Genomic DNA, 24,535 nt, shown 5'->3' on the forward strand with positions numbered 1-24,535 from the left:
GAATCCGTGGATATCCAACAAGCCCAGCCCAACCCGCCCGCCGCAGCGTCCGACAAGCGCCGCGTGCGGGTGGAAAAGTCGCTGCAGCGGCGCCACCGCGCCGAGCGGCGCTTCCGTTTCATCGGCATGTCGGCGGTGGTCTTCGGCCTCGGCATGGTCGCGCTGCTGTTCATCAGCATCCTGGCGAAGGGCCTGCCGGCGTTCTGGCAGGCCACGGTGGTCACCGAGGTGTATTTCGACCCGGAGATCATCCGCGTCGATCCGCGCCCGGTGGCCCAGCCCGGCGAGAGCCCCGCGCAGCTGCGCGAGCGCGAGATGGCCTGGCAGACCCAGGTCACCATGGTGAACTGGAACCGCATCCTGGAAGACAGCCTGATCGCCCACCTGCCCGAGGCGGCCTCGGCGCGCCCGCGCGTGCGCCAGCTGGTCACCTCCGGGGAACGTTTCAAGCTGCGCGACATGGTGGTCGAGAACCCCGGACTGATCGGCCAGCGCGCGCAGCTGAAGCTGCTCGCCGACGCCAACGTGGATGTCTGGCTGAAGGGCAACATCGACCGCAGCCTGCCGGATGCGCAGCAGCAGCTGCCCCCCGAGGTGCGTGCCTGGGCCGACCAGCTGTACGAGCGCGGCGTGATCCAGATGCGCTTCAGCACCACGCTGTTCGTCAATCCGGACTCGCGCGGTTCGCTGGCCTCAGCCGGTCTGGCGGGCGCCTTCGTCGGCTCGCTGTACATGATGCTGATCGTCATCCTGCTGGCGGTGCCGGTGGGCGTGGCCAGCGCGGTGTATCTGGAAGAGTTCGCGCCGCGCAACCGCTTCACCGACCTGATCGAGGTGAACATCAACAACCTCGCCGCGGTGCCGTCGATCATCTTCGGCCTGCTCGGCGCGGCGGTGTTCATCAACTGGTTCGGCATGCCGCTGTCGGCGCCCATCGTCGGCGGCCTGGTGCTGTCGCTGATGACGCTGCCCACGGTGATCATCGCCACGCGCTCCACGCTGAAGGCGATTCCGCCGTCGATCCGCCAGGCCGCGCTGGGCATCGGTGCCTCCAAGGTGCAGACCATCCTGCACCACGTGCTGCCGCTGGCCCTGCCGGGCATCCTCACCGGCGCGATCATCGGCGTGGCGCAGGCCATCGGCGAGACCGCGCCGCTGCTGCTGATCGGCATGAGCGCCTTCGTGGCCGCGATTCCGGGCACGCCGTTCGATCAATCGACCGCGCTTCCGGTGCAAATCTATCTGTGGCAGGGTAACGAGCTGCGCAACTTCTTCGAAGCCCGTACCTCCGCCGCCATCATCGTGCTGCTGGCCCTGATGCTCAGCCTGAACGCGTTCGCCATCTGGCTGCGCAAGCGATTCGAGAAAAGGTGGTAAGGATGAAAATGGAAAACGACGTCATGCGAGCCTCGCTGGCCAGCGCCGAAGCGGCGCAGAATAATCACACCCCCGAACTGAAGATGAGCGCGCGCGATGTGCGCGTGTTCTACGGCGAAAGCGAAGCCCTGCACGGGGTGGATCTGGATATCTACGCCAACGAGGTGCTGGCCTTCATCGGCCCCTCCGGCTGCGGCAAATCCACCTTCCTGCGCTGCCTGAACCGCATGAACGACACCATCGACGGCTGCCGCGTCACCGGCCGCATTGAGCTGGACGGCGAGGACATCTACGATCGCCGCCTGGACGTGGTGCTGCTGCGCGCGCGGGTCGGTATGGTGTTCCAGAAGCCCAACCCGTTCCCCAAGTCGATCTACGAGAACATCGCCTACGGCCCGCGCCTGCACGGCCTGGCCGAGAGCCGCGCCGAACTCGACGAGATCGTCCAGCGCAGCCTGACGCGCGCCGGCTTGTGGGACGAGGTGAAGGACCGCCTGGACCAGCCCGGCACCGGTCTGTCCGGCGGCCAGCAGCAGCGTCTGTGCATCGCCCGCGCCATCGCGGTGAGCCCGGAAGTGATCCTGATGGACGAACCGTGCTCGGCGCTCGACCCGATCGCCACCGCCAAGGTGGAGCAACTGATCACCGAGCTGTCCGAGAGCTACACCATCGTCATCGTCACCCACAACATGCAGCAGGCCGCGCGCATTTCCAAGCGCACCGCCTTCTTCCACCTGGGCAACCTGGTGGAGGTGGACGAGACCACCAAGATCTTCACCACGCCGAGCGACAGCCGCACCGAGGACTACATCACCGGCCGCTTCGGCTGAGGCCGGCGCGCGCCTCGCGGCGCGCGTTTCAGCGGCCGGGCGCGAGCCGCCACAGCGCGGTGCGCTCGGCAGCGCGCGCGGCGTGCAGCGGGTCGTCGGCATCCTGGGCGCGTGGGTGGCAGGGGCGGATTTCCTGCCGGTCGACCACCTTCAGCCCGGCGTCGGCGATCCAGCCGAGCAACTGCTCGCGGCTGCGCAGACCGAGGTGCTCGGCCAGATCCGAGAGGATCAGCCAGCCTTCCCCGTGCGCGTTCAGGTGTTCTGCCAGGCCGTCGAGAAAGCCGCGCAGCATGCGGCTGTCCGGGTCGTACACGGCGGCATCCAGCGCCGAGCCGGCGCGTCCCGGCAGCCACGGCGGATTGCACACCACCAGGTCGGCGCGGCCGGGCGGATACAGATCGGCGGCATGCAGCGCCACGCGCGCGGCGCAGCCCAGGCGTTCGAGGTTCTCCCGCGCGCAGGCCAGCGCGCGTGGCGACAGGTCGGTGGCCACGATCCGCTCCACGCCGCGTCTGGCCAGCAGCGCCGCCAGCACCCCGGTGCCGGTGCCCAGATCGAAGGCCAGCCGGGGGGCGGGCGAGGGCAGCGGGGCCCGCGCGAGCAGATCCACGTATTCGTCGCGCACCGGCGCGAACACGCCGTAGTGCGGATGGATGCGTGCGCCCAGGGCCGGCACTTCCACGCCTTTCTTCCACCATTCGTAGGCGCCGATGGCGCCGAGCAACTCGCGCAGCGGCAGGGCGAACGGCGTGTCCGGCGAGGGCCCGAAGGCCGCCTCGCAGGCCGCGCGCACGTCCGGCGCGCGGCGCAGCGGCACCATATAGCCGGGTTCGCAGGGCAGCAGCAGGCCGCCGAGCAGGCGGGCGCGCTGGGCGCGCGCCATGCGTTCGCGGTGAAAGCGCGCCGCCGGGTCGCTTGCATCCGCCGCAACAGGTTTGCCGCGCTTGGCGGGCCCGCGTGTCGTCCGCCGCCCCAGGGCCTGCAGCAACTGGCGGGCGTTGTGGTAGTCGCCCTGCCATAGCAGGGCCTCGCCCTGGCTGAGCAGGCGGTAGGCCGCGTCGGCGCTCAGGCGGTCGTCGGCGGCGCTGACCCGGCGCGGCGCGGGGGTGGAAGCCTCGGCCCGCCAGGCGAGCTGGTGTGTACCGTCCGCGTCTTCCCAGCGGATCGTGTCGGTGGCGGATGGCGTGGAGTCGGACATGGAAGAGGGGCGTCGGGCTGAATGGATGGGGCGGCCGGGGCGGGCGTCTCGCGTATGCTCATGAATCGCGTGGCCGGCACGATATCAGCCATTGTCGGTCCGGTGGTGCTCAGCAGCATTCCCCGCAGCAGGAGCCGCCCTCTTCCTTGGGGCGCAGCGTGGGCAGGCCGGCCCAGCGTGCGAATTCGCTGCGTCCGGGGTAGCGGCCCACCAGGGTGACGGCGCCATCGACCAGGACCAGCGGCAGCGCCTCCGCCCCGGCGCTGTCCAGATAGGTCTTGGCGGCGGGGTGGTCGGCGAGTGCCTCGGCTTGCTGCGCGATGTCGATGCGTTCGATCCGCAGGCCCTGCTGCTGGGCCCAGGCCAGATCGCCGGCGGCGTCGAGCAGGGTCTGGTCGGCAGTGTTGCCGGAGGTGGTGTGGAAGATCTGGATCGATTTCATTTCGTGCTTCCTTGTTGCGGTTGGGGGGAATTCGCCGGGTCCTCATAGGGGACGGCTGGTCGTTGGGTGTGTGTGTTCGGTACAGGTCTGCGCGGGCACTTCACTGGTCGCCCGGGCCTGCGGCGTCGTGGGCCAGCGGAGGCAGGAATGCCGCCGCGTCCGGCGCATGCCCGCGCAGGCGGGCGCACTCGTCCGGATCGCCGCCGCAGCAGTGCGCGGTGAGATAGGCGATGGTTTCCAGCATCAGCGGAATATTGGCGCGGTAGCGCTGGAAGCGGCCTTCCTGCTCCACGCTGACCAGCCCGGCGGCGAGCAGGCCCTTGAGATGGAAGGACAGGTTGGTGGGCGATACGTCCAGCGCCGTGGCGATCTCGCCGGCTACGCGGCCCGGTTTGCCGGCTTGTACCAGAAGGCGGAACACGTCCAGACGCACGCCCGAGGACAGGGCTTCGAAGATGCGCAGGGCGGCGGCTTTCTGCATGGGTTTCAGGTTTCAATATTTCAAAAAATATTGAATTATTCTGCCCCCACCTCCGTCCGGCGTCAATGCGCCGCCCGTCCAGGCGGCGCAAGCAAGGCGCTTCAGGCGGTCTCGCTGGCCACCAGATTGAATTCCAGGGCGTCGAACTCTTCTTTCAGATCCAGCCCGAACTCCGCCATCATGTCGTCCTCCGGATCGTGGTACCAATGCGCGATCACGCGCACGCCGGCGGCGGCCTTCTGGTGCAGCATGCCGACCAGCGCGCGGATCAGCTTGGTGCTGGAACTGTTGAAGTAGCGCAGGTTGAAGTGGGCCTGCACGCCGCGGGCGCTGTCCGGCGCTTCCAGGAAGCTTTGCAGGCTGGCGCGGATGGGGGCGTAGAAGGCCATGGCGTTTTCCGGGTAGGACTCGCCGACCAGATGGAAGCTCATGCTGCCGGGGTCCAGGCGAACTTCCGGGGTTTCCTTGGTGGCGGGAATGTGCAGGTTTTCCATCGCAGGTTCTCCTCGATGTTTATGGAGGTCTAGATGACCGCGCGCAGATAGAACTCCGCGTGCGTGCTTTCATCGGCGCGGAAGACGATGTGGTAGTCGATGGGTTCGCTGGCCTCGCGCGCCACGGTCAGGAAGCCCAGCCCGGCGCCCTTGCTGATGGGGTCGCCGGCGTTGGTGTCGCTGCGCAACTGGTCGCGGTAGGCGGCCTTGATCTCGTCCAGGGTCATGCGGCGCAGCGGATCGAGGCGGGCGCGGAGGCGCTCGACGTGATCGGTGCGCACCGGATTGCCGCACAGCACGTAGAACTTGCCGTGTTCCTGGCCGACCGCCAGGGCGCCGATGCGGCCCCCTTCGCAGGCCGTCTCGTCGGCGTAGTGCAGGATGTTCTGCGCCATTTCCATGAAGGTGGAGAACACCTTGCGGCCGAGGCGCCCCGGGGTGCCCAGGGCCTCCAGGCGTTCGCGCACGGTGTCGGACATGGCGCCGATGACGTTGGCGGAGAATTCGCCGGTGTAGTAGAACAGCACGCCGTCGCTGGAGGCGCGCTGGCGGAATACGCTGAAGTCTTCGAGGTTCAAGGGTGCTTCTCCGTGAATCAGACGCGCAGGCCGATGGCGCTGACGTCGTCCTTGCGCGGTTCGTCGCCCTGGTAGGCGCTCAGCGCAGCGAGCAGGGCCTGGCGCTGTTCGGGCATCGGGCGCTCGCGGTGCTCGGTCAGGCAGGCGCGTACCCGGCGCTTGCCGAAGGCGATGCGCTTGTCGCCGCCGAGCTGGTCGAACACGCCGTCGGTGAACAGATACACGCTGCTGTCCGGCGGCAGGGTCATCTCGTGGTTCTGCCAGGTCTGTTCGAGCGCGGTGGTGGCGTAGCCCACGCCGTGGCGATCGCCGTCGAGCGTGACGATCTCGTCCGCGCCGGGCAGGGCGAGCATCAGCGGCATGTGCGCGCCGGCATACACCAGGCGGCGGGTGGCCGGTTCGAACCAGCAGAACGCGGCGTCCATGCCGTCGTCGGAGTGACTTTCGGCGTTCGGGTCGGTCTGCTCGTCGAACTGGCCCATGGCGATCTTGACCTTGCGGTTGATCTCGCCGATCAGCGCGCCCGGGTCGCGGCAGCGTTCGGCATCCAGCGCCCCGCGCAGGAAGGCGGACATGATCAGCGTCATGAATGCCCCCGGCACGCCGTGTCCGGTGCAGTCGAACAGCACCAGCAGGAAGCCGTCGCCGAAATGCTGGAAGTGGTAGAAGTCGCCGCTGACCACGTCGCGCGGTTCCCAGATCAGGAAATGGTCGGGCAGGTGCTCGCGCATGCCCTCGCGCGCGGCGCGCGACAGCGAGCGCTGGATGATGCTGCCGTAGTCGATGGATTCCATCACCAGGCGGTTCTTCTCGGCCTGCAGGTGGGCCAGCGCGGCCAGCATGTCCTGCGCCAGGCCCAGGCCGCGATAGAAGCCGTCGCGCACCACGACGAAACCGTCGGCCAGTACCTTGCTGCCGTCGGCCAGCACGCGGAAGGACAGCTCCTCGATGCTGGTGTCCTCGTCGATGAGCAGCGGGCGCTTGTCCATGAAGGCGATGCAGCTCTTGCGCAGGTAGATCTCGCGATGGAAGGGGCGCGCCAGGCTTTCCATGAAGATGTGCCGGTTGATCAGGCCGATGGGGCGGCCATCCTCGACCACCGGCAGGCTGATCAGTTGGTCCTGATCCTCGAAGAGCCGGAATACCTCTTCGTTGGTCACCGCCGGAGTGATCGGCGGCACGGGAATCAGCAACTCGCGGGTGGACCGCCGGATGATTTCGCGCGCGGGGCGGGAGGGCTGGATGGAAAGAGGCGCCGGGTTCGGCTGATGGCTCATCGTTGATGCTCCGGAAGGGCGGGTGGGGGCATGCGTATCGGAGGGCAACGATAGCGGCGTCCTGTTGCACGGGGGTGACGGCGGGCGAGAATGCGGCCGTCGGCGAGCCGTGGCATGGCCCGCCGGTTTGCCTGGCCTTGAGGGGGGCTTTATAATTCCCCGGTTTTACTGGCTGGAACTCTGCGTGAACAAGCTCGTTGCCGGAAACTGGAAGATGAATGGCAGCCTGGCGGCCAATGCGGCCCTGCTGGGTGAGCTGGCGTCGTCCGGCGTGGCGGGCGTCGAGTGTGCGGTCTGCGTGCCGTATCCATACCTCGCCCAGGCGCGTGCATTGCTTGATGGGGGTGTGCTGATGCTCGGCGCGCAGGATGTCAGCGAATATGCCGTGGGTGCCTATACCGGTGAGGTGTCCGGCGCGATGTTGGCCGAGTTTGGCTGCCGCTACGCCATCGTCGGCCACTCCGAGCGCCGGGCGCTGTTCGGTGAGGACGACGCGGCCGTCGGGCGCAAGGCGGCTGCGGCGCTGGCAGCCGGGCTGACGCCCATCGTCTGCGTGGGCGAAACCCTCGCCGAGCGCGAGGGCGGCGTGACCCTGGCGGTGCTGGAGCGCCAGCTGGACGCGGTGGCTGCGGTGCTCGGCCGCGAAGCACTTGCCGGCGTGGTGCTGGCCTACGAACCGGTGTGGGCGATCGGCAGCGGCCGGTCCGCCTCCATCGGACAGGTCGGCGAGGCGCATGCGGGCATCCGGGCCTGGCTGCGCGAGCATTGCGCGCGTCCGGCCGACGTGCCCATTCTTTATGGTGGCAGCGTCAAACCGGAGAACGCGGCGGAGCTTTTTTCCGTGGACGAGGTCGACGGTGGGCTGATCGGCGGCGCGTCCCTGGTGGCGAATGATTTTCTGGCAATCTGCCGCGCGGCGGCGGATGCCCAACCCTGAAACCTTTCCTTAAGGTCTGCAATGAACAACTTCTTGTTTTCCCTGGTGCTTTCGGTCCACGTCATCGTCGGTCTGGCCGTCATCGGCCTGGTGCTGATGCAGCATGGCAAGGGCGCCGACATGGGGGCCGCGTTCGGCAGCGGCTCTTCCGGCAGCCTGTTCGGTTCGTCCGGTTCGGCCAACTTCCTCAGCCGCACCACCGCGGTGCTGGCGACCGTGTTCTTCCTCACCAGCCTGGGGCTGAGCTATATCGCCAGTGATAAGCCGTCCGCGCCCGCCAGTGTGATGGAAGGCGCCTTGCCGGTCGCGCCGAGTACGGCCGATCAGGCGCCTGCTGATGATTCGCGTGCGCGGGAAATTCCGCGCTGAGCGATATGGGAAGGAATCTCATGATTGATGGCCGTCTGCCGCGGAAGTGGTAGATGCCTGACTTTTTGGGCAAACGGCTATTCGGTGCGTCGGAAATTTCCTATTGCAAGAGGCGGCACCCTACCGGGGTTTTAAATTTCTTCTGATTTTATTTTCCTTCATGCAGTAGGAAAATTTGCTGAAGATTTATATGGGAAATGCCTGCCGATCGTTTGCCAATGGAGGCTTGCTAGTGGTGGAGTAAGGATGTATGATTCCGCTGCTTAACAAGGCCGTGCCGACGTGGTGAAATTGGTAGACACGCCATCTTGAGGGGGTGGTGGCGCAAGCCGTGTGAGTTCGAGTCTCACCGTCGGCACCAAAGATTAGGGACACGCCCGCGCAAAGCGGGCGTTTCCACGCAGGATCGACATAAAACAATAACAATTTCATAATCACGGGGGCTTAATCGCGATGCTGGAAGGATATTTTCCCGTCCTGGTCTTCATTTTCGTAGGCCTTGCATTCGGCGTCGTTCCCATCCTGCTTGGGCGTATCCTGGGTCCTCATCGCCCGGATGCCGCAAAGCTGTCGCCCTACGAGTGCGGCTTTGAGGCGTTCGAAGACGCTCGAATGAAATTCGACGTCCGCTACTACCTGATCGCCATTCTCTTCATTCTTTTCGATCTCGAGATCGCCTTCCTCTTTCCGTGGGCGACGGTCTTCCATGATTTTGTCGCGGCCGGCGAGCAGGCGTGGTTCGTGTTCGGTTCGGTCATGGTCTTTCTCGCTGTGCTGGTCATCGGTTACATCGTCGAGTGGAAGAACGGTGCACTCGATTGGGAGTAATGCATGAGTATCGAAGGGGTACTGCGCGAAGGGTTCGTCACCACTTCGCTTGACGCGGTCATCAACTGGACGCGCACCGGCTCTCTCTGGCCCGTGACTTTCGGGCTGGCCTGTTGCGCGGTGGAGATGATGCATGCGGGCATGTCGCGTTACGACCTCGACCGCTTCGGCGTCATCTTCCGCGCCAGTCCTCGCCAGTCCGATCTGATGATCGTCGCCGGCACGCTGTGCAACAAGATGGCGCCGGCGCTGCGCAGGGTGTATGACCAGATGCCCGAGCCGCGCTGGGTGATCTCCATGGGGTCCTGTGCCAACGGCGGCGGCTATTACCACTATTCCTATTCGGTGGTGCGCGGCTGTGACCGTATCGTGCCGGTCGACGTCTATGTGCCGGGCTGTCCGCCCACGGCCGAGGCGCTGCTCTACGGCATCTTCCAGTTGCAGAACAAGATCAAGCGCACCAACACGATCGCACGCTGACGGGTAGCCAAAGCATGAGTGCCAAGCTGGAAAGACTGAGTCAGACGCTGCGCGACGTTCTCGGCGACGCGCTGCTGAATCTGGTGACCGACCGCGGCGAAGTGACCATCGAGGTGGCCGCCGCCGACTATCTGCGCGTGGCGCAGACCCTGCGCGATACGCCGGAACTGGGGTTCGAGCAGCTGATCGACGTGTCCGGGGTGGACTATTCGGCCTGGGCGAACGGCGAATGGGCGGGCAAGCGCTTCGCCGCTGCCACGCATCTGCTGTCGGTGCGGCACAACTGGCGCCTGCGCCTGCGTGCATTCGCCGAGGACGACGAATTCCCCGTGCTCGATTCGCTGGTCGGTGTATGGCCGTCGGCGAACTGGTACGAGCGCGAGACCTTCGACCTCTACGGCATCCTGTTCAGCGGCCATCCGGACCTGCGTCGCATCCTCACCGACTACGGCTTCGTCGGTCATCCGTTCCGCAAGGATTTCCCCGTTTCCGGCCATGTCGAGATGCGCTACGACCCTGAAACCGGCCGCGTGGTCTATCAGCCGGTGACCATCGAGCCGCGCGAGAACACCCCGCGCATCGTGCGCGAAGAACACTACGGGGACGTCGGCCATGGCTGAGATCCGCAACTACACGATCAACTTTGGCCCGCAGCATCCGGCGGCGCACGGCGTGCTGCGCCTGGTGCTGGAACTGGCCGGCGAGGTCGTCGAACGCGCCGACCCGCACATCGGCCTGCTGCACCGCGGCACCGAGAAGCTCGCCGAGACGCGTACCTGGGTGCAGTCCGTGCCCTACATGGACCGCCTCGACTACGTTTCGATGATGTGCAACGAGCACGCCTACTGTATGGCCATCGAGCGCCTGCTGGGCATCGAGGTGCCGGAGCGTGCGCAGTACATCCGCGTGATGTTCGACGAGATCACGCGCATCCTGAACCACCTGATGAACATCGGCACGCACGGCCTGGACATCGGCGCGATGACGATGGTGCTGTACACCTTCCGCGAGCGCGAAGACCTGATGGACGCCTACGAGGCGGTTTCCGGCGCGCGCATGCACGCGGCCTACTACCGGCCGGGCGGCGTCTATCGCGATCTGCCCGACCGCATGCCGAAGTACGAGGTCAACCGTTTCAAGAACGAGAAGACCGTGCGCGAACTCAACGCCGCGCGCGAGGGCTCGCTGCTCGACTTCCTGGAAGACTTCACCGAACGCTTCTCGAAGTGCTGTGACGAATACGAGAACCTGCTGAGCGATAACCGTATCTGGAAGCAGCGTACCGTGGGCATCGGCGTGGTGTCGCCGGAGCAGGCGCTGGCCTTGGGGTTTACCGGGCCGATGCTGCGCGGTTCGGGCATCGCCTGGGACGTGCGCAAGAAACAGCCCTACGAGGTCTACGACAAGGTCGATTTCGACATTCCGGTGGGCAAGAACGGCGACTGCTACGACCGTTACCTGTGCCGCATGGAAGAGATGCGCCAGTCCAACCGCATCATCCGCCAGTGCATCGACTGGCTGCGCAAGAATCCGGGGCCGGTGATCACCGACAACCACAAGGTCGCTCCGCCGCCGCGCGAGAAGATGAAGGCCAACATGGAAGAGCTGATCCACCATTTCAAGCTCTTCACCGAAGGCATCCACGTGCCGGCCGGCGAGGTCTATGCCGCGATCGAGCACCCCAAGGGCGAATTCGGCGTGTATGCGGTGTCCGACGGCGCCAACAAACCCTACCGGCTGAAGATGCGCGCCCCCGGGTTCGCGCATCTGGCGGCCATGGACGAATTGTCGCGCGGGCACATGATCGCCGACGTGGTGGCGATCATCGGTACGATGGACATCGTGTTCGGCGAGATCGACCGCTAGCGCGGGGCAGGCGAGGCAAGAGCAGCCGCCGGCCAGGCGGCGGAGCACACGAGAACAGGCAGGCTGACGGGAAGAAGAGTACGCAATGCTGAGCCAGGAATCACTCCAACAGATCGATCGCGAGATCGCCAAGTATCCGCCCGACCAGAAGCAGTCCGCGGTGATGGCCGCCCTGCGCATCGCCCAGGTCGAGAAGGGCTGGCTGGCCAACGAGACCATCGAGTTCGTCGCCGCCTACCTCGACATGCCGGCCATCGCCGTCTACGAGATCGCCAGCTTCTACAACATGTACGACCTGGAGCCGGTCGGCCGCCACAAGATCACCGTGTGCACCAACCTGCCCTGTGCCCTGTCCGGTGGCGTGCATGCGGCCGAGTACCTCAAGGAAAAGCTCGGCATCGGCTTCAACGAGACCACGCCCGACGGCAAGTTCACCTTGAAGGAAGGCGAGTGCATGGGGGCCTGTGGTGACGCGCCCGTGCTGCTGCACAACAACCATCGCATGTGCAGCTGGATGACCCGTGAAAAGATCGACCAGCTGCTGGCCGAACTGGATGGCAAATGAGCACGCAAGGCATGATCCTCGCCGGCTGTGACGGCGACCGCACCTGGCGGCTCCAGGACTATCTCGCCCGCGGCGGCTACTCGGCGCTGAAGAAGATCGTCGCCGAACGCATTCCGCAGGACACCATCATTGCCGAGCTGAAGGCCTCGGTACTGCGCGGCCGTGGCGGCGCGGGCTTCCCGACCGGCCTGAAGTGGAGCTTCATGCCGCGTTCCTTCCCGGGCGACAAGTACCTCGCGTGCAACTCCGACGAGGGCGAGCCGGGAACCTTCAAGGACCGCGACATCCTGCGCTACAACCCGCACAGCGTCATCGAGGGCATGGCCATCGCCGCCTACGCGATGGGCGCGGCGCGCGGCTACAACTACATCCACGGCGAAATCTTCGAGATCTACCAGCGCTTCGAGGAGGCTCTGGAAGAGGCGAGGGCGGCCAAGCTGATCGGCCAGAACATCCTCGGCTCGGATTTCTCCTTCGAACTGTTCGCCCACCACGGCTACGGCGCCTACATCTGCGGCGAGGAAACCGCGCTGCTCGAGTCCATCGAGGGCAAGAAGGGCCAGCCGCGCTTCAAGCCGCCGTTCCCGGCGAGCTACGGCCTGTACGGCAAGCCGACGACGATCAACAACACCGAAACCTTCGCCTCCGTGCCGTTCATCATGAACATGGGCGGCGAGTCCTTCCTCAACCTCGGCAAGCCCAACAACGGCGGGATGAAGCTGTTCTCGGTGTCCGGCCACGTCAATCGTCCGGGCAACTACGAGATTCCGCTGGGCACGCCGTTCGCCGAACTGCTGGAAATGGCCGGCGGGGTGCGCGGCGGGCGCAAGCTCAAGGCGGTGATCCCCGGCGGTTCGTCCGCCCCGGTGCTGCCGGCCGACATCATGATGGGCTGCACCATGGACTACGATTCGATCTCCAAGGCGGGGTCGATGCTCGGTTCCGGCGCGGTCATCGTCATGGACGAGACCACCTGCATGGTCAAGGCGCTGGAGCGTCTGTCCTACTTCTACTTCGAGGAATCCTGCGGCCAATGCACGCCGTGCCGCGAAGGCACCGGCTGGCTGTATCGCGTGGTGCATCGCATCGAGCACGGCCTGGGCCGCCAGGACGATCTGGATCTCCTCAATTCGGTCACCGGCAACATCATGGGCCGTACCATCTGTGCCCTGGGTGACGCCGCTTCGATGCCGGTGCAGAGTTTCGTCAAGCACTTCGGCGACGAATTCATGTACCACATCGAAAACAAGAAATGCCTCGTATCGCCTGAAGCGCAGTACGCCGGCAGCAACATCTACGTGAGCCCCTCATGCTAGAGATCGAAATCGACGGCAAGCAGGTATCGGTGCAGGACGGTAGCACCGTGATGGATGCCGCCAATCAGGCCGGCGTCTACATTCCCCACTTCTGCTATCACAAGAAGCTGTCCATCGCGGCCAACTGCCGGATGTGTCTGGTTCAGGTGGAAAAGGCGCCCAAGCCGCTGCCGGCCTGTGCGACCCCGGTCACCGCCGGCATGAAGGTATGGACCCACTCCGAGGCAGCGGTGAAGGCGCAGAAGGGGGTGATGGAGTTCCTGCTGATCAACCACCCGCTGGACTGCCCGATCTGCGACCAGGGCGGCGAATGCCAACTGCAGGATCTGGCCGTCGGCTACGGCGGCGCGGCCTCGCGCTATCAGGAAGAAAAGCGCGTGGTGTTCAACAAGAACCTCGGGCCGCTGGTATCCACCGACATGACCCGGTGCATCAACTGCACCCGCTGCGTGCGCTTCACCGCCGAGATCGCCGGCGAGATGGAACTGGGCCAGGCCTTCCGCGGCGAGCACGCGGAGATCATGCCGTTCATCGAAAAGACGGTGGACTCCGAACTCTCCGGCAACATCATCGACCTGTGCCCGGTGGGCGCACTGACCTCCAAGCCTTTCCGCTTCTCCGCGCGCACCTGGGAAATGTCCCGTCGCCGCTCGGTGAGTCCGCACGATTCGCTGGGTGCCAACCTGATCGTGCAGACCAAGCACGACGTGGTCAAGCGCGTGCTGCCGCTGGAGAACGAGGAAGTCAATGAATGCTGGCTGTCCGACAAGGACCGCTTCTCCTACGAAGGCCTGGAAAGCGAAGAGCGCCTGACCACGCCGATGATCAAGCAGGATGGCGAGTGGAAGGCGGTCGATTGGCAGAGCGCGCTGGAATTCACCGCCAACGGCCTGCTCGACGTGTCCCGCGAGCATGGTCCGGCGGCCATCGGCGCGCTGGGCTCGCCGCACGCCACCGTCGAAGAACTCTACCTGCTGCAGAAGCTCGTCCGCGGGCTGGGTTCCGGCAACGTGGATTTCCGCCTGCGCCAGGCCGATTTCCGCGCCGACGCGAATCCCACCGGCGCTCCGTGGCTGGGCATGAAGATCGCCGAAGTGGGCGAACTGAATCGCCTGCTGGTGGTTGGCAGCTTCCTGCGCAAGGACAATCCGCTGCTCGCCCAGCGCGTACGCCAGGCTGCCAAGCGCGGCCTGCACGTCAGCGTGGTGGGCCCCACCGCCGACGAATGGCTGCTGCCGGTGCGCCATCGCGCGCTGGTCGCGCCGTCCGCGCTGGTCGGCACGCTGGGGCAGATCGTCGTGGCGCTGGCCGCGGCGAAGGGTGTGGCGATCGATGAGCGCCTGGCCGGTGCGCTGCCGACGGAGGTTTCCGCCGAGGCGCGCGCCATCGCCGGCAGTCTGGATTCCGGGCGCAAGGTCGCGGTGTGGCTGGGCAACCTAGCCGCGCAGGATCAGCGCGCCGCCGAACTGCGCCTGCTGGCCAATGAGATCGCCCGCCTGACCGACGGCACAGTCGGCGTGATCGGCGAGGCGGCCAATAGCGTGGGCGGCTATCTGGCCGGTGCGCTGCCGTCCGCCGACGGACTCAACGCGCGCCGCATGATCGAGGAGCCGCGCAAGGCCTACGTGCTGCTCGGCGCCGAGCCCGATCTGGACTTCGCCGACCCGGCCGCCACGGTGGCCGCGCTGGGCGGCGCACGCCTGGTGGTGGCGCTGTCTGCCTTCACTTCGGCCAGCCTGCGCGAAGTCGCCGACGTGCTGTTGCCGGTGGCGCCGTTCGCCGAGACTTCGGGTACCTTCGTGAATACCGAAGGCCGCGCGCAGAGCTTCGTCGCGGTGGCCCGTCCGCTGGGCGAGACGCGCCCGGCCTGGAAGGTGCTGCGCGTGCTGGGCAACCTGTTGCAGCTGTCCGGCTTCGACTACAGCGATTCCGAGGCGGTACGCGCCGACGCGTTGCCCGCCGAGCCGGCCGCCTACCTGAGCAACCGTGTCGAGGGCGTGGCGCTGAGCGCAGCCCAGGATCTGCCGGTGGGCGTGCTGGAACGCGTGGCCGACGTGCCCATCCATTTCGCCGATCCGCTGGCGCGCCGCGCGGATGCGCTGCGCCGCACGCGCGACGCCGCCGCGCCGCAGGCGCGCATCAGCCCGGCCACGCTGGCCGCGCTGGGTCTGGCCGGCGGGGAGCGGGTGCGCCTGGTGCAGGGTTCGGCTGGTGCCGAATTGACCGTGGTCGCCGATGAGCGCCTGGCCGAAGGCTGCGTGCGCGTGGCGGCGGCCCATCCGGACAGCGCGACGCTGGGCGCGCTGAGCGGTGCAATCAGCGTGGAGCGTATCTGATGGAAGCATTGCTCGAACCGGTGGCGCAGTTCTTCGGTCCGACTTGGCCGCTGGTATGGACCCTGGTCAAGATCGTCGCCATCCTCGCCCCGCTGATGACCTGCGTGGCCTACATGACCTACGCGGAACGCAAGGTCATCGGCGCCATGCAGGTGCGCAAGGGGCCCAACGTGGTGGGACCGCTCGGCCTGCTGCAGCCGATCGCGGACGCGCTCAAGCTGCTGTTCAAGGAAGTCATCGTCCCCAGCGGCGCCAGCAAAGGCCTGTACATCATCGGCCCCATCTTGGCGCTCGCGCCGTCGCTGGCGGCCTGGGCCGTGGTGCCGTTCGACGACGGTCTGGTGCTGGCCGACATCAATGCCGGCCTGCTGTTCATCCTGGCCATCCTGTCGCTGGAAATCTACGGGGTGATCATCGCCGGCTGGGCGTCCAACTCCAAGTACGCCTTCGTCGGCGCGATGCGGGCCACCGCGCAGATGGTGTCCTACGAAGTGTCGATGGGCTTCGCGCTGATCTGCGTGCTGCTGGTTTCGGCCAGTCTCAATCTCACCGACATCGTCACCTCGCAGGGCACCGGGCGCTTCCACGACATGGGGCTGTCCTTCCTGTCGTGGAACTGGCTGCCGCTGCTGCCGATGTTCGTGGTGTATCTGGTGTCCGGCATCGCCGAGACCAACCGCGCGCCGTTCGACGTGGTGGAAGGCGAGGCGGAAGTGGTGGCCGGCCACATGGTGGAATACTCCGGCATGGCCTTCGCGCTGTTCTTCCTGGCCGAGTACGCCAACATGATCCTGGTTTCCATTCTGACCTCGATCCTGTTCCTCGGCGGCTGGCTGTCGCCGGTGGGTTTCCTGCCCGACGGTTTCCACTGGCTGGCGGCCAAGACCGCTGCCATCCTGTTCGTCTTCCTGTGGGTGCGCGCGACTTTCCCGCGTTTCCGCTACGACCAGGTGATGCGCCTGGGCTGGAAGGTGTTCATTCCCGTCACCCTGGTATGGGTGGTGGTCGTGGCGGTGTGGATGATGTCCCCGCTGTCGATCTGGAAGTGAGATAAAGACCATGGGTGCCAAGGACTTCATCGGTAGCCTGTTCCTCAAGGAACTGCTTAAGGGCATGCAGATCACCGGGCGGCACATGTTCGCCCGCAAGATCACCATCATGTTCCCGGAGGAGAGGACGCCGCAGAGCAACCGCTTCCGCGGTCTGCACGCGCTGCGCCGCTATCCCAACGGCGAGGAACGCTGCATCGCCTGCAAGCTGTGCGAGGCGATCTGCCCGGCGATGGCGATCACCATCGAGTCCGAGCAGCGCGCCGACGGTTCGCGCCGTACCTCGCGCTACGACATCGATCTGACCAAGTGCATCTTCTGCGGGTTCTGCGAGGAAGCCTGTCCCGTCGATGCGATCGTTGAAACACGGGTGCTCGAGTATCACGGCGAACAGCGCGGGGATCTCTACTACACCAAGCAGATGCTGCTGGCGGTGGGCGACAGGCATGAAGCCCAGATCGCCGCGGACCGCGAGCAGGATGCCAAGTATCGCTAAGGGGAGGGCGCCCGCCGGAGCGGCGGCGCGGAACTGAACATGGAATTCAAGACTTTCGTCTTCTACTTATTCGCCGCGATCCTGGTGTTCGCCGCGCTGCGCGTGATCACCGCGCGCAATCCGGTGCACGCGGCGCTGCACCTGGTGCTGGCGTTCTTCACCGCGGGGGGCATCTGGCTGCTGCTGCAGGCCGAGTTCCTCGCCATCGTGCTGGTGATGACCTACGTGGGCGCGGTGATGGTGCTGTTCCTCTTCGTGGTGATGATGCTCGATATCAACCTCGACCGCCTGCGCGAGGGTTTCTGGGGCTACCTGCCGGTGGGGGCGCTGATCGGCATCCTGCTGGTGGTCGAGATGGCCATCGTGCTGGGCGGGCGCTATTTCGGCCTGGATGCCATGCCGACCCCGGCGGCCGCGGCCGAGGGCTACAGCAACACCCGCGAACTGGGCATGGTGCTGTATACCGAATATGTCTATCCGTTCGAACTGGCTTCCCTGGTGTTGCTGGTGGCGATGGTCGCGGCGGTCACGCTGACGCTGCGCAAGCGCAAGGGCGTCAAGTACATCGATCCGGCCGATCAGGTGGCGGTGAAGCGCGATGGCCGTGTCGAACTGGTGAGCATGCCGGCCGAAAAGGAATAAGAACCGCGCCGGCCGCGTGGCCGGGGCGATCAGGGAGTCATAGATGCTTTCGCTTTCCCATTACCTCATCCTGGGCGCGATCCTGTTCGCGATCGGCGTGGTCGGGATCTTCCTCAACCGGAAGAACCTGATCGTGCTGCTGATGGCCATTGAACTGATGCTGCTCGCGGTGAACCTCAACTTCGTCGCCTTCTCGCACTATCTGGGCGACATCGCGGGGCAGGTCTTCGTATTCTTCATCCTCACCGTGGCGGCGGCCGAATCGGCCATCGGCCTGGCGATTCTGGTGGTGCTGTTCCGCAATCTGCGCACCATCCACGTGGATGATCTGGACAGCCTCAAGGGTTAAGGAAGCGGCGCGATGACCGACATGCAAACGCTCTATCTCCTGGTTCCGCTGGCTCCGCTGGCCGGTGCCATCCTCGCCGGCCTGTTCGGCAAGGCCATCGGCCGCAGCGGCGCGCACGTCGTCACCATCCTCGGGGTGGCGGTGGCGCTTGCGGCCTCGGTGGTGATCTACCAGGACGTGGCGGCCGGCAACACCTTCAACGGCCCGGTGTACACCTGGCTGGAAAGCGGCGGCATCACCTTCCAGATCGGCTTCCTGATCGACTCGCTCACGGTGATGATGATGCTGGTGGTCACCTTCGTGTCGCTCATGGTGCACCTCTACACCATCGGCTACATGTCGGAAGACCCCGGCTACCAACGCTTCTTCAGCTACATCTCGCTGTTCACCTTCTCCATGCTGATGTTGGTGATGTCGAACAACTTCCTCCAGCTGTTCTTCGGCTGGGAGGCGGTGGGCCTGGTGTCCTACCTGCTGATCGGCTTCTGGTACAAGCGTCCGACCGCCATCTACGCCAACATGAAGGCCTTCCTGGTCAACCGCGTGGGCGACTTCGGCTTCCTGCTCGGCATCGGCCTGATCGCCGCCTACACCGGCTCGCTGGACTACGCCGAGGTGTTCGCCCAGGCCGAAAGCCTGGCCGCGCAGGACATGGCGGTGACCGGCTGGCCGCTGATCACGGCGATCTGCATCTGTCTGTTCATTGGCGCGATGGGCAAGTCCGCGCAGGTGCCGCTGCACGTCTGGCTGCCGGATTCCATGGAAGGCCCCACGCCGATCTCCGCGCTGATCCACGCAGCGACCATGGTGACCGCGGGCATCTTCATGGTGGCGCGCATGTCGCCGCTGTTCGAACTGTCCGACACGGCACTGTCCTTCGTGCTGGTGATCGGCGCCACCACCGCGCTGTTCATGGGCTTCCTGGGCATCGTGCAGAACGACATCAAGCGCGTGGTGGCCTACTCCACGCTCTCCCAGCTCGGCTACATGACCGTGGCGCTGGGTGTGTCAGCCTACTCGGCGGCGGTGTTCCACCTGATGACCCACGCCTTCTTCAAGGCCCTGCTGTTCCTCGGCGCCGGCTCGGTGATCATCGGCATGCACCACGACCAGGACATGCGCAACATGGGCGGCCTGTGGAAGCACATGCCGATCACCTGGATCACCTCGCTGCTGGGCTCGCTGGCGCTGATCGGCTTCCCGCTGTTCGCCGGCTTCTACTCCAAGGACTCGATCATCGAGGCCGTGCATGCGGCGCAGATCCCGGGTGCCGGCTACGCGCTGTTCTGCGTGCTGGTGGGCGTGTTCGTCACCGCGTTCTATTCCTTCCGCATGTACTTCCTGGTGTTCCACGGCGAGGAGCGCTTCGGCAAGGCGCACGACGCCCACCACGGCCACCATGCGGATGCGCATGCCGACGACGGGCACGCGGACGACCAGCACGACGAGCACCACCACGGCCTCGCGCCCGGCCAGAAGCCGCACGAATCGCCCTGGGTGGTCACCGTGCCGCTGGTGCTGCTGGCGATTCCTTCCGTGCTGATCGGCTATTTCACCATCGAGCCGATGCTGTTCGGTGAATGGTTCAAGGACGTGATCTTCGTCGGCGACAACCACGTCGGCCTGTCCGAACTGGCCGCCAGCTTCCACGGCCCGCTGGGCATGGCCGTCCATGGCCTGCAGACCGCGCCGTTCTGGCTGGCGATCAGCGGCGTGGCGGTGGCCTGGTTCTTCTACCTGAAGCGCCCGGACATCCCGGCCGCCATCCAGCGCGCCTGCCAGCCGATCTACACGCTGCTGGAGAACAAGTACTACTTCGATCGCTTCAACGAAGTGTTCTTCGCCGCCGGCTCGCGCCTGCTGGGCCGCGGCCTGTGGAAGGGCGGCGATCAGGCGGTGATCGACGGCGTCGCGGTCAACGGCACCGCCAGGCTGGTGGGCTGGATCGCCCAGGCCAGCCGCCTGTTCCAGACCGGACACCTGTACCAGTACGCCTTCGCGATGATCGTCGGCGTATTCGTGCTGCTCACCTTCTGGTTCAACCGCGGGTGAGCGGGACTGCTGGACATTGAATAACGACAAAGACGCCACGGCGGCGACGTACTGAACGGACTTTACGATGACGGGTATGCCTCTCCTCAGCCTAGCGATCTGGATTCCGATCCTCGGGGGCCTGCTGGTGCTCGCCACCGGCGGCGATCGCAACGCGCCGTTGGCGCGCGCCCTGGCCCTGTTGGTCGCACTGGCCGGCTTCGCGGTCACCATCCCGCTGTACACCGGGTTCGACACCGGTACGGCGACGATGCAGTTCGTCGAACTCAGCCCGTGGATCCTGCTGTTCAACATCAACTATCACCTGGGCGTGGATGGCATCTCGGTGCTGTTCGTGATTCTCAACGCCTTCATCACGATCATCGTGGTGGTCGCCGGCTGGCAGGTCATCCAGCAGAAAGTGGCGCAGTACCTCGCCGCCTTCCTGATCATGTCCGGGCTGATGAACGGCATCTTCTCCGCGCTCGACGGCATCCTGTTCTACGTGTTCTTCGAAGCCTCGCTGATCCCGCTGTACCTGGTGATCGGCATCTGGGGCGGCAACAACCGCGTGTATGCGGCGATCAAGTTCTTCCTCTACACCCTGGTCGGCTCGCTGATGATGCTGGTCGCGCTGCTCTACCTGTTCATGCAGGCCGGCGGCAGCTTCAGCATCCTCGACTGGCACCAGCTGCCGATCCCGATGGGCGCGCAGACGCTGATCTTCTTCGCCTTCCTGGCGGCCTTCGCGGTCAAGGTGCCGATGTGGCCGGTGCATACTTGGCTGCCCGACGCCCACGTGCAGGCGCCCACCGGCGGCTCGGTGGTGCTGGCGGCCATCGCGCTGAAGCTCGGTGCCTACGGTTTCCTGCGCTTCTCCCTGCCGATCGTGCCGGACGCCGCGCAGGCCTATGCGCCGCTGATGATCGCGCTGTCGCTGATCGCCGTGGTGTACATCGGCTTCGTCGCCCTGGTGCAGACCGACATGAAGAAGCTAGTGGCCTATTCGTCGATCGCCCACATGGGCTTCGTCACGCTGGGTTTCTTCATGTTCAACCAGCTCGGCATCGAAGGCGCGCTGGTGCAGATGATCTCCCACGGCTTCGTGTCGGGCGCCATGTTCCTGTGCATCGGCGTGCTGTACGACCGCATGCACTCCCGCGAGATTTCCGACTACGGCGGCGTGGTCAATCGCATGCCCAAGTTCGCCGCCTTCTTCATGCTGTTCGCCATGGCCAACGCCGGCCTGCCGGGCACCAGCGGCTTCGTCGGCGAATTCATGGTGGTGCTGGGCGCGGTGGAATTCAACTTCTGGGTGGCCTTCCTGGCGGCGACCACGCTGATCCTCGGCGCGGCCTACACCCTGTGGATGTACAAGCGCGTGGTGTTCGGCGACGTGGCCAACCCGCACGTGGCGGAACTGGAAGACATCAACGGGCGTGAATTCGCCTTCCTCGCGGTGCTGGCGCTGTGCGTGCTGGCGATGGGCGTCTATCCCTTCCCGTTCACCGAAGTGATGCATGCCTCGGTCGATGAACTCCTGCGGCATGTTGCCGTGAGCAAGCTCTGAGCGAGCAGGCGAACACCTATTACGGATCGGTCAGAAGATGAACTTCGTAGTCCCCGACTTCTACCCCGCAGCGGCCGAGATCTTCGTCGCCGTGATGGCCCTCGTGATCATGCTGGCGAGCACCTTCGCCCGCCGCGTCGGACGCACGCTGGCCTACGTGCTCGCCCAATTCACGCTGATCGGCGCGGCCTTCATCACGATCTTCGTGACCATGAGCGACCAGGTCGTGTATACCTTCAGCGACATGTTCGTCGGCGACCTGTTGGGCAACTTCCTCAAGCTGCTGATCTACTTCGCGGTGGCCATCGCCCTGCTGTACGGCCGCGGCTACCTGGCCGACCGCAACATGGATCGCCCGGAATACCACCTGCTGGCCGTGCTGATGACCCTGGGCATGATGGTCATGGTCACCGCCAACCATCTGCTCACGCTGTACATCGGCCTGGAGATGATGTCGCTGTCGCTGTACGCCATGGTGGCCTTCGACCGTGATTCCGCGCGCTCCACCGAAGCGGGGATGAAGTACTTCGTGCTCGGCGCACTGGCCTCCGGCCTGCTGCTGTACGGCATGTCGATGATCTACGGCGCCACCGGCGCGCTCGATTTCGGCTCCATCCACGAAGCGCTGTACTACCAGTCCGCCAACAAGACCGTGCTGCTGTTCGGCCTGGTGTTCCTGATGGCCGGCATCGCCTTCAAGCTCGGCGTGGTGCCCTTCCACATGTGGGTGCCCGACGTCTATCAGGGCGCGCCCACCGCGGTCACCCTGCTGATCGCCACCGCGCCCAAGCTGGCCGCCTTCGCCATGGCCATGCGCCTGCTGGTGTTCGGCCTGTTCGAACTGGCCGAGCAGTGGCAGGCCATGCTGATGTTCCTCGCCGTGCTGTCCATCATCCTGGGCAACCTGGCGGCCATCGCGCAGAGCAACATCAAGCGCATGCTGGCCTACTCGGGCATCTCGCACATGGGCTTCATGCTGCTGGGTCTGCTCTCCGGCGTGGTGGACGGCGACCGCCACTACGCCTTCGGCGCCTACAGCTCAGCGATGTTCTACGCGGTGTCCTACGTCATCATGAGCCTGGCCTCGTTCGGCATGGTCATCCTGCTCTCGCGCGCCGGCTTCGAAGCCGAGAACATCGACGACTTCAAGGGCCTCAACAAGCGCAGCCCGTGGTTTGCCGCGATGATGATGATCGTCATGTTCTCCATGGCCGGCATCCCGTTCTTCATCGGTTTCTTCGCCAAGCTGGCCGTGCTGCAGTCGGTGGTGGCCGCCGGCTACATCTGGCTGGCCGTGCTGGCGGTGATCATGTCGGTGATCGGCGCGTACTACTACCTGCGCGTGGTCAAGGTCATGTACTTCGACGAGCCGGTGGATAGCGCGCCCATCCATGCGCCGGCCGACGTGCGCGTGATGTTGTCGGTGAATGGCCTGTCCATCGCCGTGCTCGGCCTGATGCCGAACGCGCTGATGTCGCTGTGCGTGTTCGCGCTGCTGGCCTCGCTGGTCTGATCGGCGGGGAGCGCGTCGCGCGATGAGTCAGGAAGCCGCCGGCGTCTACATCCTGCTCGCGCTGGCCTTCGTGGCCGCCAACCTGCCGTTCCTGTTCGAGCGCATCCTGTTCATCCGGCGCCCGGCCGCCGGGCAGAAGGGCCTCGCCTGGCGCCTGCTCGAACTGCTGCTGCTGTACTTCGTGGCCGGCGCGCTGGCGCACCTGATCGAATCGAGCAGCCACGGCGGCGCCTATGCACAGAACTGGGAGTTCTACGCGACCACGCTGAGCATGTTCGTGGTCTTCGCCTTCCCCGGTTTCGTCTACCGCTATCTGTGGCACGGCAGCCGGCGCCGCAGTACGCCGCAGCGTGCATGAGCGAACCGCTCGGCGCAGATCCGCTTGAAGAGGTCGAACTGGCCTCCGAACTGGTCTTCGACGGCCGCCTGCTGAAAGTCCGCCGCGACCGGGTCCGCCTGCCCGATGGCGCCGAGGGCGGGCGCGAATACATCCGCCACCCCGGCGCGGTGGCCATCGTCGCCCAGCTTCCCGATGGCGCCCTGGTGTTCGAGCGCCAGTTCCGCTACCCCCTGCGTCGCGCCTTCCTGGAGATTCCCGCCGGCAAGCTCGACGCCGGCGAGGAGCCGCTGGCCTGCGCGCGCCGCGAGTTGCGCGAGGAGGCCGGCTACGAGGCGAGCGACTGGTACTATCTCGGGGTGATGCACCCGTGCATCGGCTATTCCGACGAACGCATCGAACTCTTCCTGGCGCGCGGTCTCACCCAGGTCGGCAATGCGCTCGACGAGGGCGAATTCCTCGAACTGCTCAGCCTGTCGCCAGCCGAAGCCGAGGCCGCCGTACACGACGGCCGCATCACCGACGGCAAGACCATCTCCGCGCTGTTCCGTGCGCTGCCCCTGCTGCGCGGCTGATACACTCCCCGTAGGAGCGGCCTTGGCCGCGATGCGGCCTATGCGGAAACCACAGCCGCATCGCGGCCAAGGCCGCTCCTGCACGGATGCCGACAACGACAACGGAGACCCGCCATGCCCATGTTCGTCGATACCTCGCCGCCCGGCCAGTGCATCTTCTGCCGGCTGATCGCCGGCGAGATACCCGCCGCGCGCGTATACGAGGACGAACTGACCCTCGCCTTCATGGACATCGGCCAGTGCAATCCGGGCCACGTGCTGGTGGCGGTGAAGCGCCACGCGGCCAACCTGCTCGAACTCACCGAGGAAGAGGCCGGCGCGGTCCTGCGCACCGCTCGTCGGGTGGCGCTGGCGGTGCGCGACACCTTCGACCCGCCCGGCCTCACGCTGCTGCAGGCCAACGGCAGGGAAGGCGACCAGACCGTGTTCCACTTCCACATGCACGTGGTGCCGCGCCACGCCGACGACGGCATCGCGCTCACCTGGCCGCGCAAGGAGCCGCCGTTCGAGGTGCTGCAGGGCCATGCGCAGCGCCTGCGCGCCGCGCTGGAGCAGGCCTGAACCTGCCTGCCTGTCCGCTGTGCGGGGGCACGGCCATC

27 protein-coding genes and 1 tRNA gene are annotated in these 24,535 nt (G+C 65.7%); 22 read left to right on the top strand and 6 right to left on the bottom strand.

Annotated features, from left to right (window positions below; translation table 11 throughout):
* Window positions 1–6 precede the first annotated feature (6 nt).
* Together pstA and pstB are read left to right on the top strand one after the other, a co-directional pair.
* On the top strand, window positions 7–1,377 hold the full coding sequence (gene pstA / locus E6C76_RS00435) for a phosphate ABC transporter permease PstA (protein WP_136346307.1): 1,371 nt from the start codon (window positions 7–9) through the stop codon (window positions 1,375–1,377).
* Window positions 1,378–1,400: 23 nt separating this feature from the next.
* The gene (pstB, locus tag E6C76_RS00440; RefSeq protein ID WP_211090066.1) at window positions 1,401–2,207 is read left to right on the top strand and encodes a phosphate ABC transporter ATP-binding protein PstB; all 807 of its coding nucleotides are present in this window, start codon (window positions 1,401–1,403) and stop codon (window positions 2,205–2,207) included.
* A gap of 28 nt (window positions 2,208–2,235) precedes the next feature.
* Here pstB and E6C76_RS00445 read toward each other — a convergent pair whose 3' ends face one another.
* The 6 genes from E6C76_RS00445 to E6C76_RS00470 form a co-directional block, all read right to left on the bottom strand.
* Window positions 2,236–3,405: a methyltransferase gene (locus E6C76_RS00445; RefSeq protein ID WP_136346309.1), complete on the bottom strand. Its 1,170-nt coding sequence runs from the start codon at window positions 3,403–3,405 to the stop codon at window positions 2,236–2,238.
* A 109-nt stretch (window positions 3,406–3,514) separates the two neighbouring features.
* Window positions 3,515–3,847, bottom strand: coding sequence for an arsenic metallochaperone ArsD family protein (locus E6C76_RS00450; RefSeq protein ID WP_136346310.1), 333 nt, complete (start codon window positions 3,845–3,847; stop codon window positions 3,515–3,517).
* A gap of 100 nt (window positions 3,848–3,947) precedes the next feature.
* Window positions 3,948–4,328, bottom strand: coding sequence for an ArsR/SmtB family transcription factor (locus E6C76_RS00455; RefSeq protein ID WP_136346311.1), 381 nt, complete (start codon window positions 4,326–4,328; stop codon window positions 3,948–3,950).
* A 101-nt stretch (window positions 4,329–4,429) separates the two neighbouring features.
* Window positions 4,430–4,822: a DUF1987 domain-containing protein gene (locus tag E6C76_RS00460; RefSeq protein WP_136346312.1), complete on the bottom strand. Its 393-nt coding sequence runs from the start codon at window positions 4,820–4,822 to the stop codon at window positions 4,430–4,432.
* A 29-nt stretch (window positions 4,823–4,851) separates the two neighbouring features.
* The gene (locus tag E6C76_RS00465; RefSeq protein ID WP_136346313.1) at window positions 4,852–5,400 is read right to left on the bottom strand and encodes a SiaB family protein kinase; all 549 of its coding nucleotides are present in this window, start codon (window positions 5,398–5,400) and stop codon (window positions 4,852–4,854) included.
* A gap of 17 nt (window positions 5,401–5,417) precedes the next feature.
* Window positions 5,418–6,677, bottom strand: coding sequence for a SpoIIE family protein phosphatase (locus E6C76_RS00470; protein ID WP_136346314.1), 1,260 nt, complete (start codon window positions 6,675–6,677; stop codon window positions 5,418–5,420).
* Between the two features lie 184 nt (window positions 6,678–6,861).
* Between E6C76_RS00470 and tpiA the strand changes: the two genes are divergently transcribed.
* From tpiA to E6C76_RS00570, 20 genes are all read left to right on the top strand, one after another.
* Entirely contained in the window at window positions 6,862–7,614 is a 753-nt protein-coding gene (tpiA, locus tag E6C76_RS00475; protein ID WP_136346315.1) for a triose-phosphate isomerase, read from the top strand.
* A gap of 21 nt (window positions 7,615–7,635) precedes the next feature.
* On the top strand, window positions 7,636–7,983 hold the full coding sequence (gene secG, locus E6C76_RS00480; protein WP_136346316.1) for a preprotein translocase subunit SecG: 348 nt from the start codon (window positions 7,636–7,638) through the stop codon (window positions 7,981–7,983).
* A gap of 276 nt (window positions 7,984–8,259) precedes the next feature.
* Window positions 8,260–8,344, top strand: a tRNA-Leu gene (locus tag E6C76_RS00485).
* A gap of 92 nt (window positions 8,345–8,436) precedes the next feature.
* The gene (gene ndhC, locus E6C76_RS00490) at window positions 8,437–8,811 is read left to right on the top strand and encodes an NADH-quinone oxidoreductase subunit A (RefSeq protein ID WP_136346317.1); all 375 of its coding nucleotides are present in this window, start codon (window positions 8,437–8,439) and stop codon (window positions 8,809–8,811) included.
* Window positions 8,812–8,814: 3 nt separating this feature from the next.
* The gene (locus E6C76_RS00495) at window positions 8,815–9,291 is read left to right on the top strand and encodes a NuoB/complex I 20 kDa subunit family protein (protein ID WP_136346318.1); all 477 of its coding nucleotides are present in this window, start codon (window positions 8,815–8,817) and stop codon (window positions 9,289–9,291) included.
* Window positions 9,292–9,305: 14 nt separating this feature from the next.
* Window positions 9,306–9,911, top strand: a complete 606-nt coding sequence (locus tag E6C76_RS00500; RefSeq protein WP_136346319.1) for an NADH-quinone oxidoreductase subunit C — start codon at window positions 9,306–9,308, stop codon at window positions 9,909–9,911.
* Window positions 9,904–11,157: an NADH-quinone oxidoreductase subunit D gene (locus E6C76_RS00505; RefSeq protein WP_136346320.1), complete on the top strand. Its 1,254-nt coding sequence runs from the start codon at window positions 9,904–9,906 to the stop codon at window positions 11,155–11,157. Before E6C76_RS00500 ends, E6C76_RS00505 begins: the two co-directional genes overlap by 8 nt.
* Before the next feature lie 85 nt (window positions 11,158–11,242).
* Complete coding sequence (gene nuoE, locus E6C76_RS00510) at window positions 11,243–11,722, top strand: NADH-quinone oxidoreductase subunit NuoE (protein WP_136346321.1); 480 nt, start codon at window positions 11,243–11,245, stop codon at window positions 11,720–11,722.
* Between the two features lie 11 nt (window positions 11,723–11,733).
* A complete protein-coding gene (gene nuoF / locus E6C76_RS00515) occupies window positions 11,734–13,038 on the top strand; it encodes an NADH-quinone oxidoreductase subunit NuoF (RefSeq protein WP_136346952.1) in 1,305 nt (434 codons plus the stop codon).
* A complete protein-coding gene (nuoG, locus tag E6C76_RS00520) occupies window positions 13,032–15,374 on the top strand; it encodes an NADH-quinone oxidoreductase subunit NuoG (protein ID WP_136346322.1) in 2,343 nt (780 codons plus the stop codon). Before nuoF ends, nuoG begins: the two co-directional genes overlap by 7 nt.
* Window positions 15,374–16,423: an NADH-quinone oxidoreductase subunit NuoH gene (nuoH, locus tag E6C76_RS00525; protein ID WP_136346323.1), complete on the top strand. Its 1,050-nt coding sequence runs from the start codon at window positions 15,374–15,376 to the stop codon at window positions 16,421–16,423. Before nuoG ends, nuoH begins: the two co-directional genes overlap by 1 nt.
* Window positions 16,424–16,433: 10 nt before the next feature.
* Window positions 16,434–16,919, top strand: a complete 486-nt coding sequence (gene nuoI / locus E6C76_RS00530; RefSeq protein WP_136346324.1) for an NADH-quinone oxidoreductase subunit NuoI — start codon at window positions 16,434–16,436, stop codon at window positions 16,917–16,919.
* Window positions 16,920–16,958: 39 nt separating this feature from the next.
* On the top strand, window positions 16,959–17,561 hold the full coding sequence (locus E6C76_RS00535) for an NADH-quinone oxidoreductase subunit J (RefSeq protein ID WP_136346325.1): 603 nt from the start codon (window positions 16,959–16,961) through the stop codon (window positions 17,559–17,561).
* A 43-nt stretch (window positions 17,562–17,604) separates the two neighbouring features.
* Window positions 17,605–17,910, top strand: coding sequence for an NADH-quinone oxidoreductase subunit NuoK (nuoK, locus tag E6C76_RS00540; RefSeq protein ID WP_136346326.1), 306 nt, complete (start codon window positions 17,605–17,607; stop codon window positions 17,908–17,910).
* Between the two features lie 12 nt (window positions 17,911–17,922).
* Window positions 17,923–19,962, top strand: coding sequence for an NADH-quinone oxidoreductase subunit L (gene nuoL, locus E6C76_RS00545; protein ID WP_136346327.1), 2,040 nt, complete (start codon window positions 17,923–17,925; stop codon window positions 19,960–19,962).
* A gap of 67 nt (window positions 19,963–20,029) precedes the next feature.
* Window positions 20,030–21,511, top strand: coding sequence for an NADH-quinone oxidoreductase subunit M (locus E6C76_RS00550; protein ID WP_136346328.1), 1,482 nt, complete (start codon window positions 20,030–20,032; stop codon window positions 21,509–21,511).
* A 37-nt stretch (window positions 21,512–21,548) separates the two neighbouring features.
* The gene (nuoN, locus tag E6C76_RS00555; protein ID WP_136346329.1) at window positions 21,549–23,024 is read left to right on the top strand and encodes an NADH-quinone oxidoreductase subunit NuoN; all 1,476 of its coding nucleotides are present in this window, start codon (window positions 21,549–21,551) and stop codon (window positions 23,022–23,024) included.
* A 22-nt stretch (window positions 23,025–23,046) separates the two neighbouring features.
* Complete coding sequence (locus E6C76_RS00560; protein ID WP_136346330.1) at window positions 23,047–23,382, top strand: DUF2818 family protein; 336 nt, start codon at window positions 23,047–23,049, stop codon at window positions 23,380–23,382.
* On the top strand, window positions 23,379–23,936 hold the full coding sequence (locus E6C76_RS00565; RefSeq protein WP_136346331.1) for an NUDIX domain-containing protein: 558 nt from the start codon (window positions 23,379–23,381) through the stop codon (window positions 23,934–23,936). The genes E6C76_RS00560 and E6C76_RS00565 overlap by 4 nt, the downstream gene beginning before the upstream one ends.
* A 114-nt stretch (window positions 23,937–24,050) precedes the next feature.
* Window positions 24,051–24,497, top strand: coding sequence for an HIT family protein (locus E6C76_RS00570; RefSeq protein WP_136346332.1), 447 nt, complete (start codon window positions 24,051–24,053; stop codon window positions 24,495–24,497).
* The last annotated feature ends 38 nt before the right edge of the window (window positions 24,498–24,535 follow it).

This window comes from Pseudothauera nasutitermitis, from assembly GCF_004801295.1.
GTDB lineage: Bacteria > Pseudomonadota > Gammaproteobacteria > Burkholderiales > Rhodocyclaceae > Pseudothauera > Pseudothauera nasutitermitis.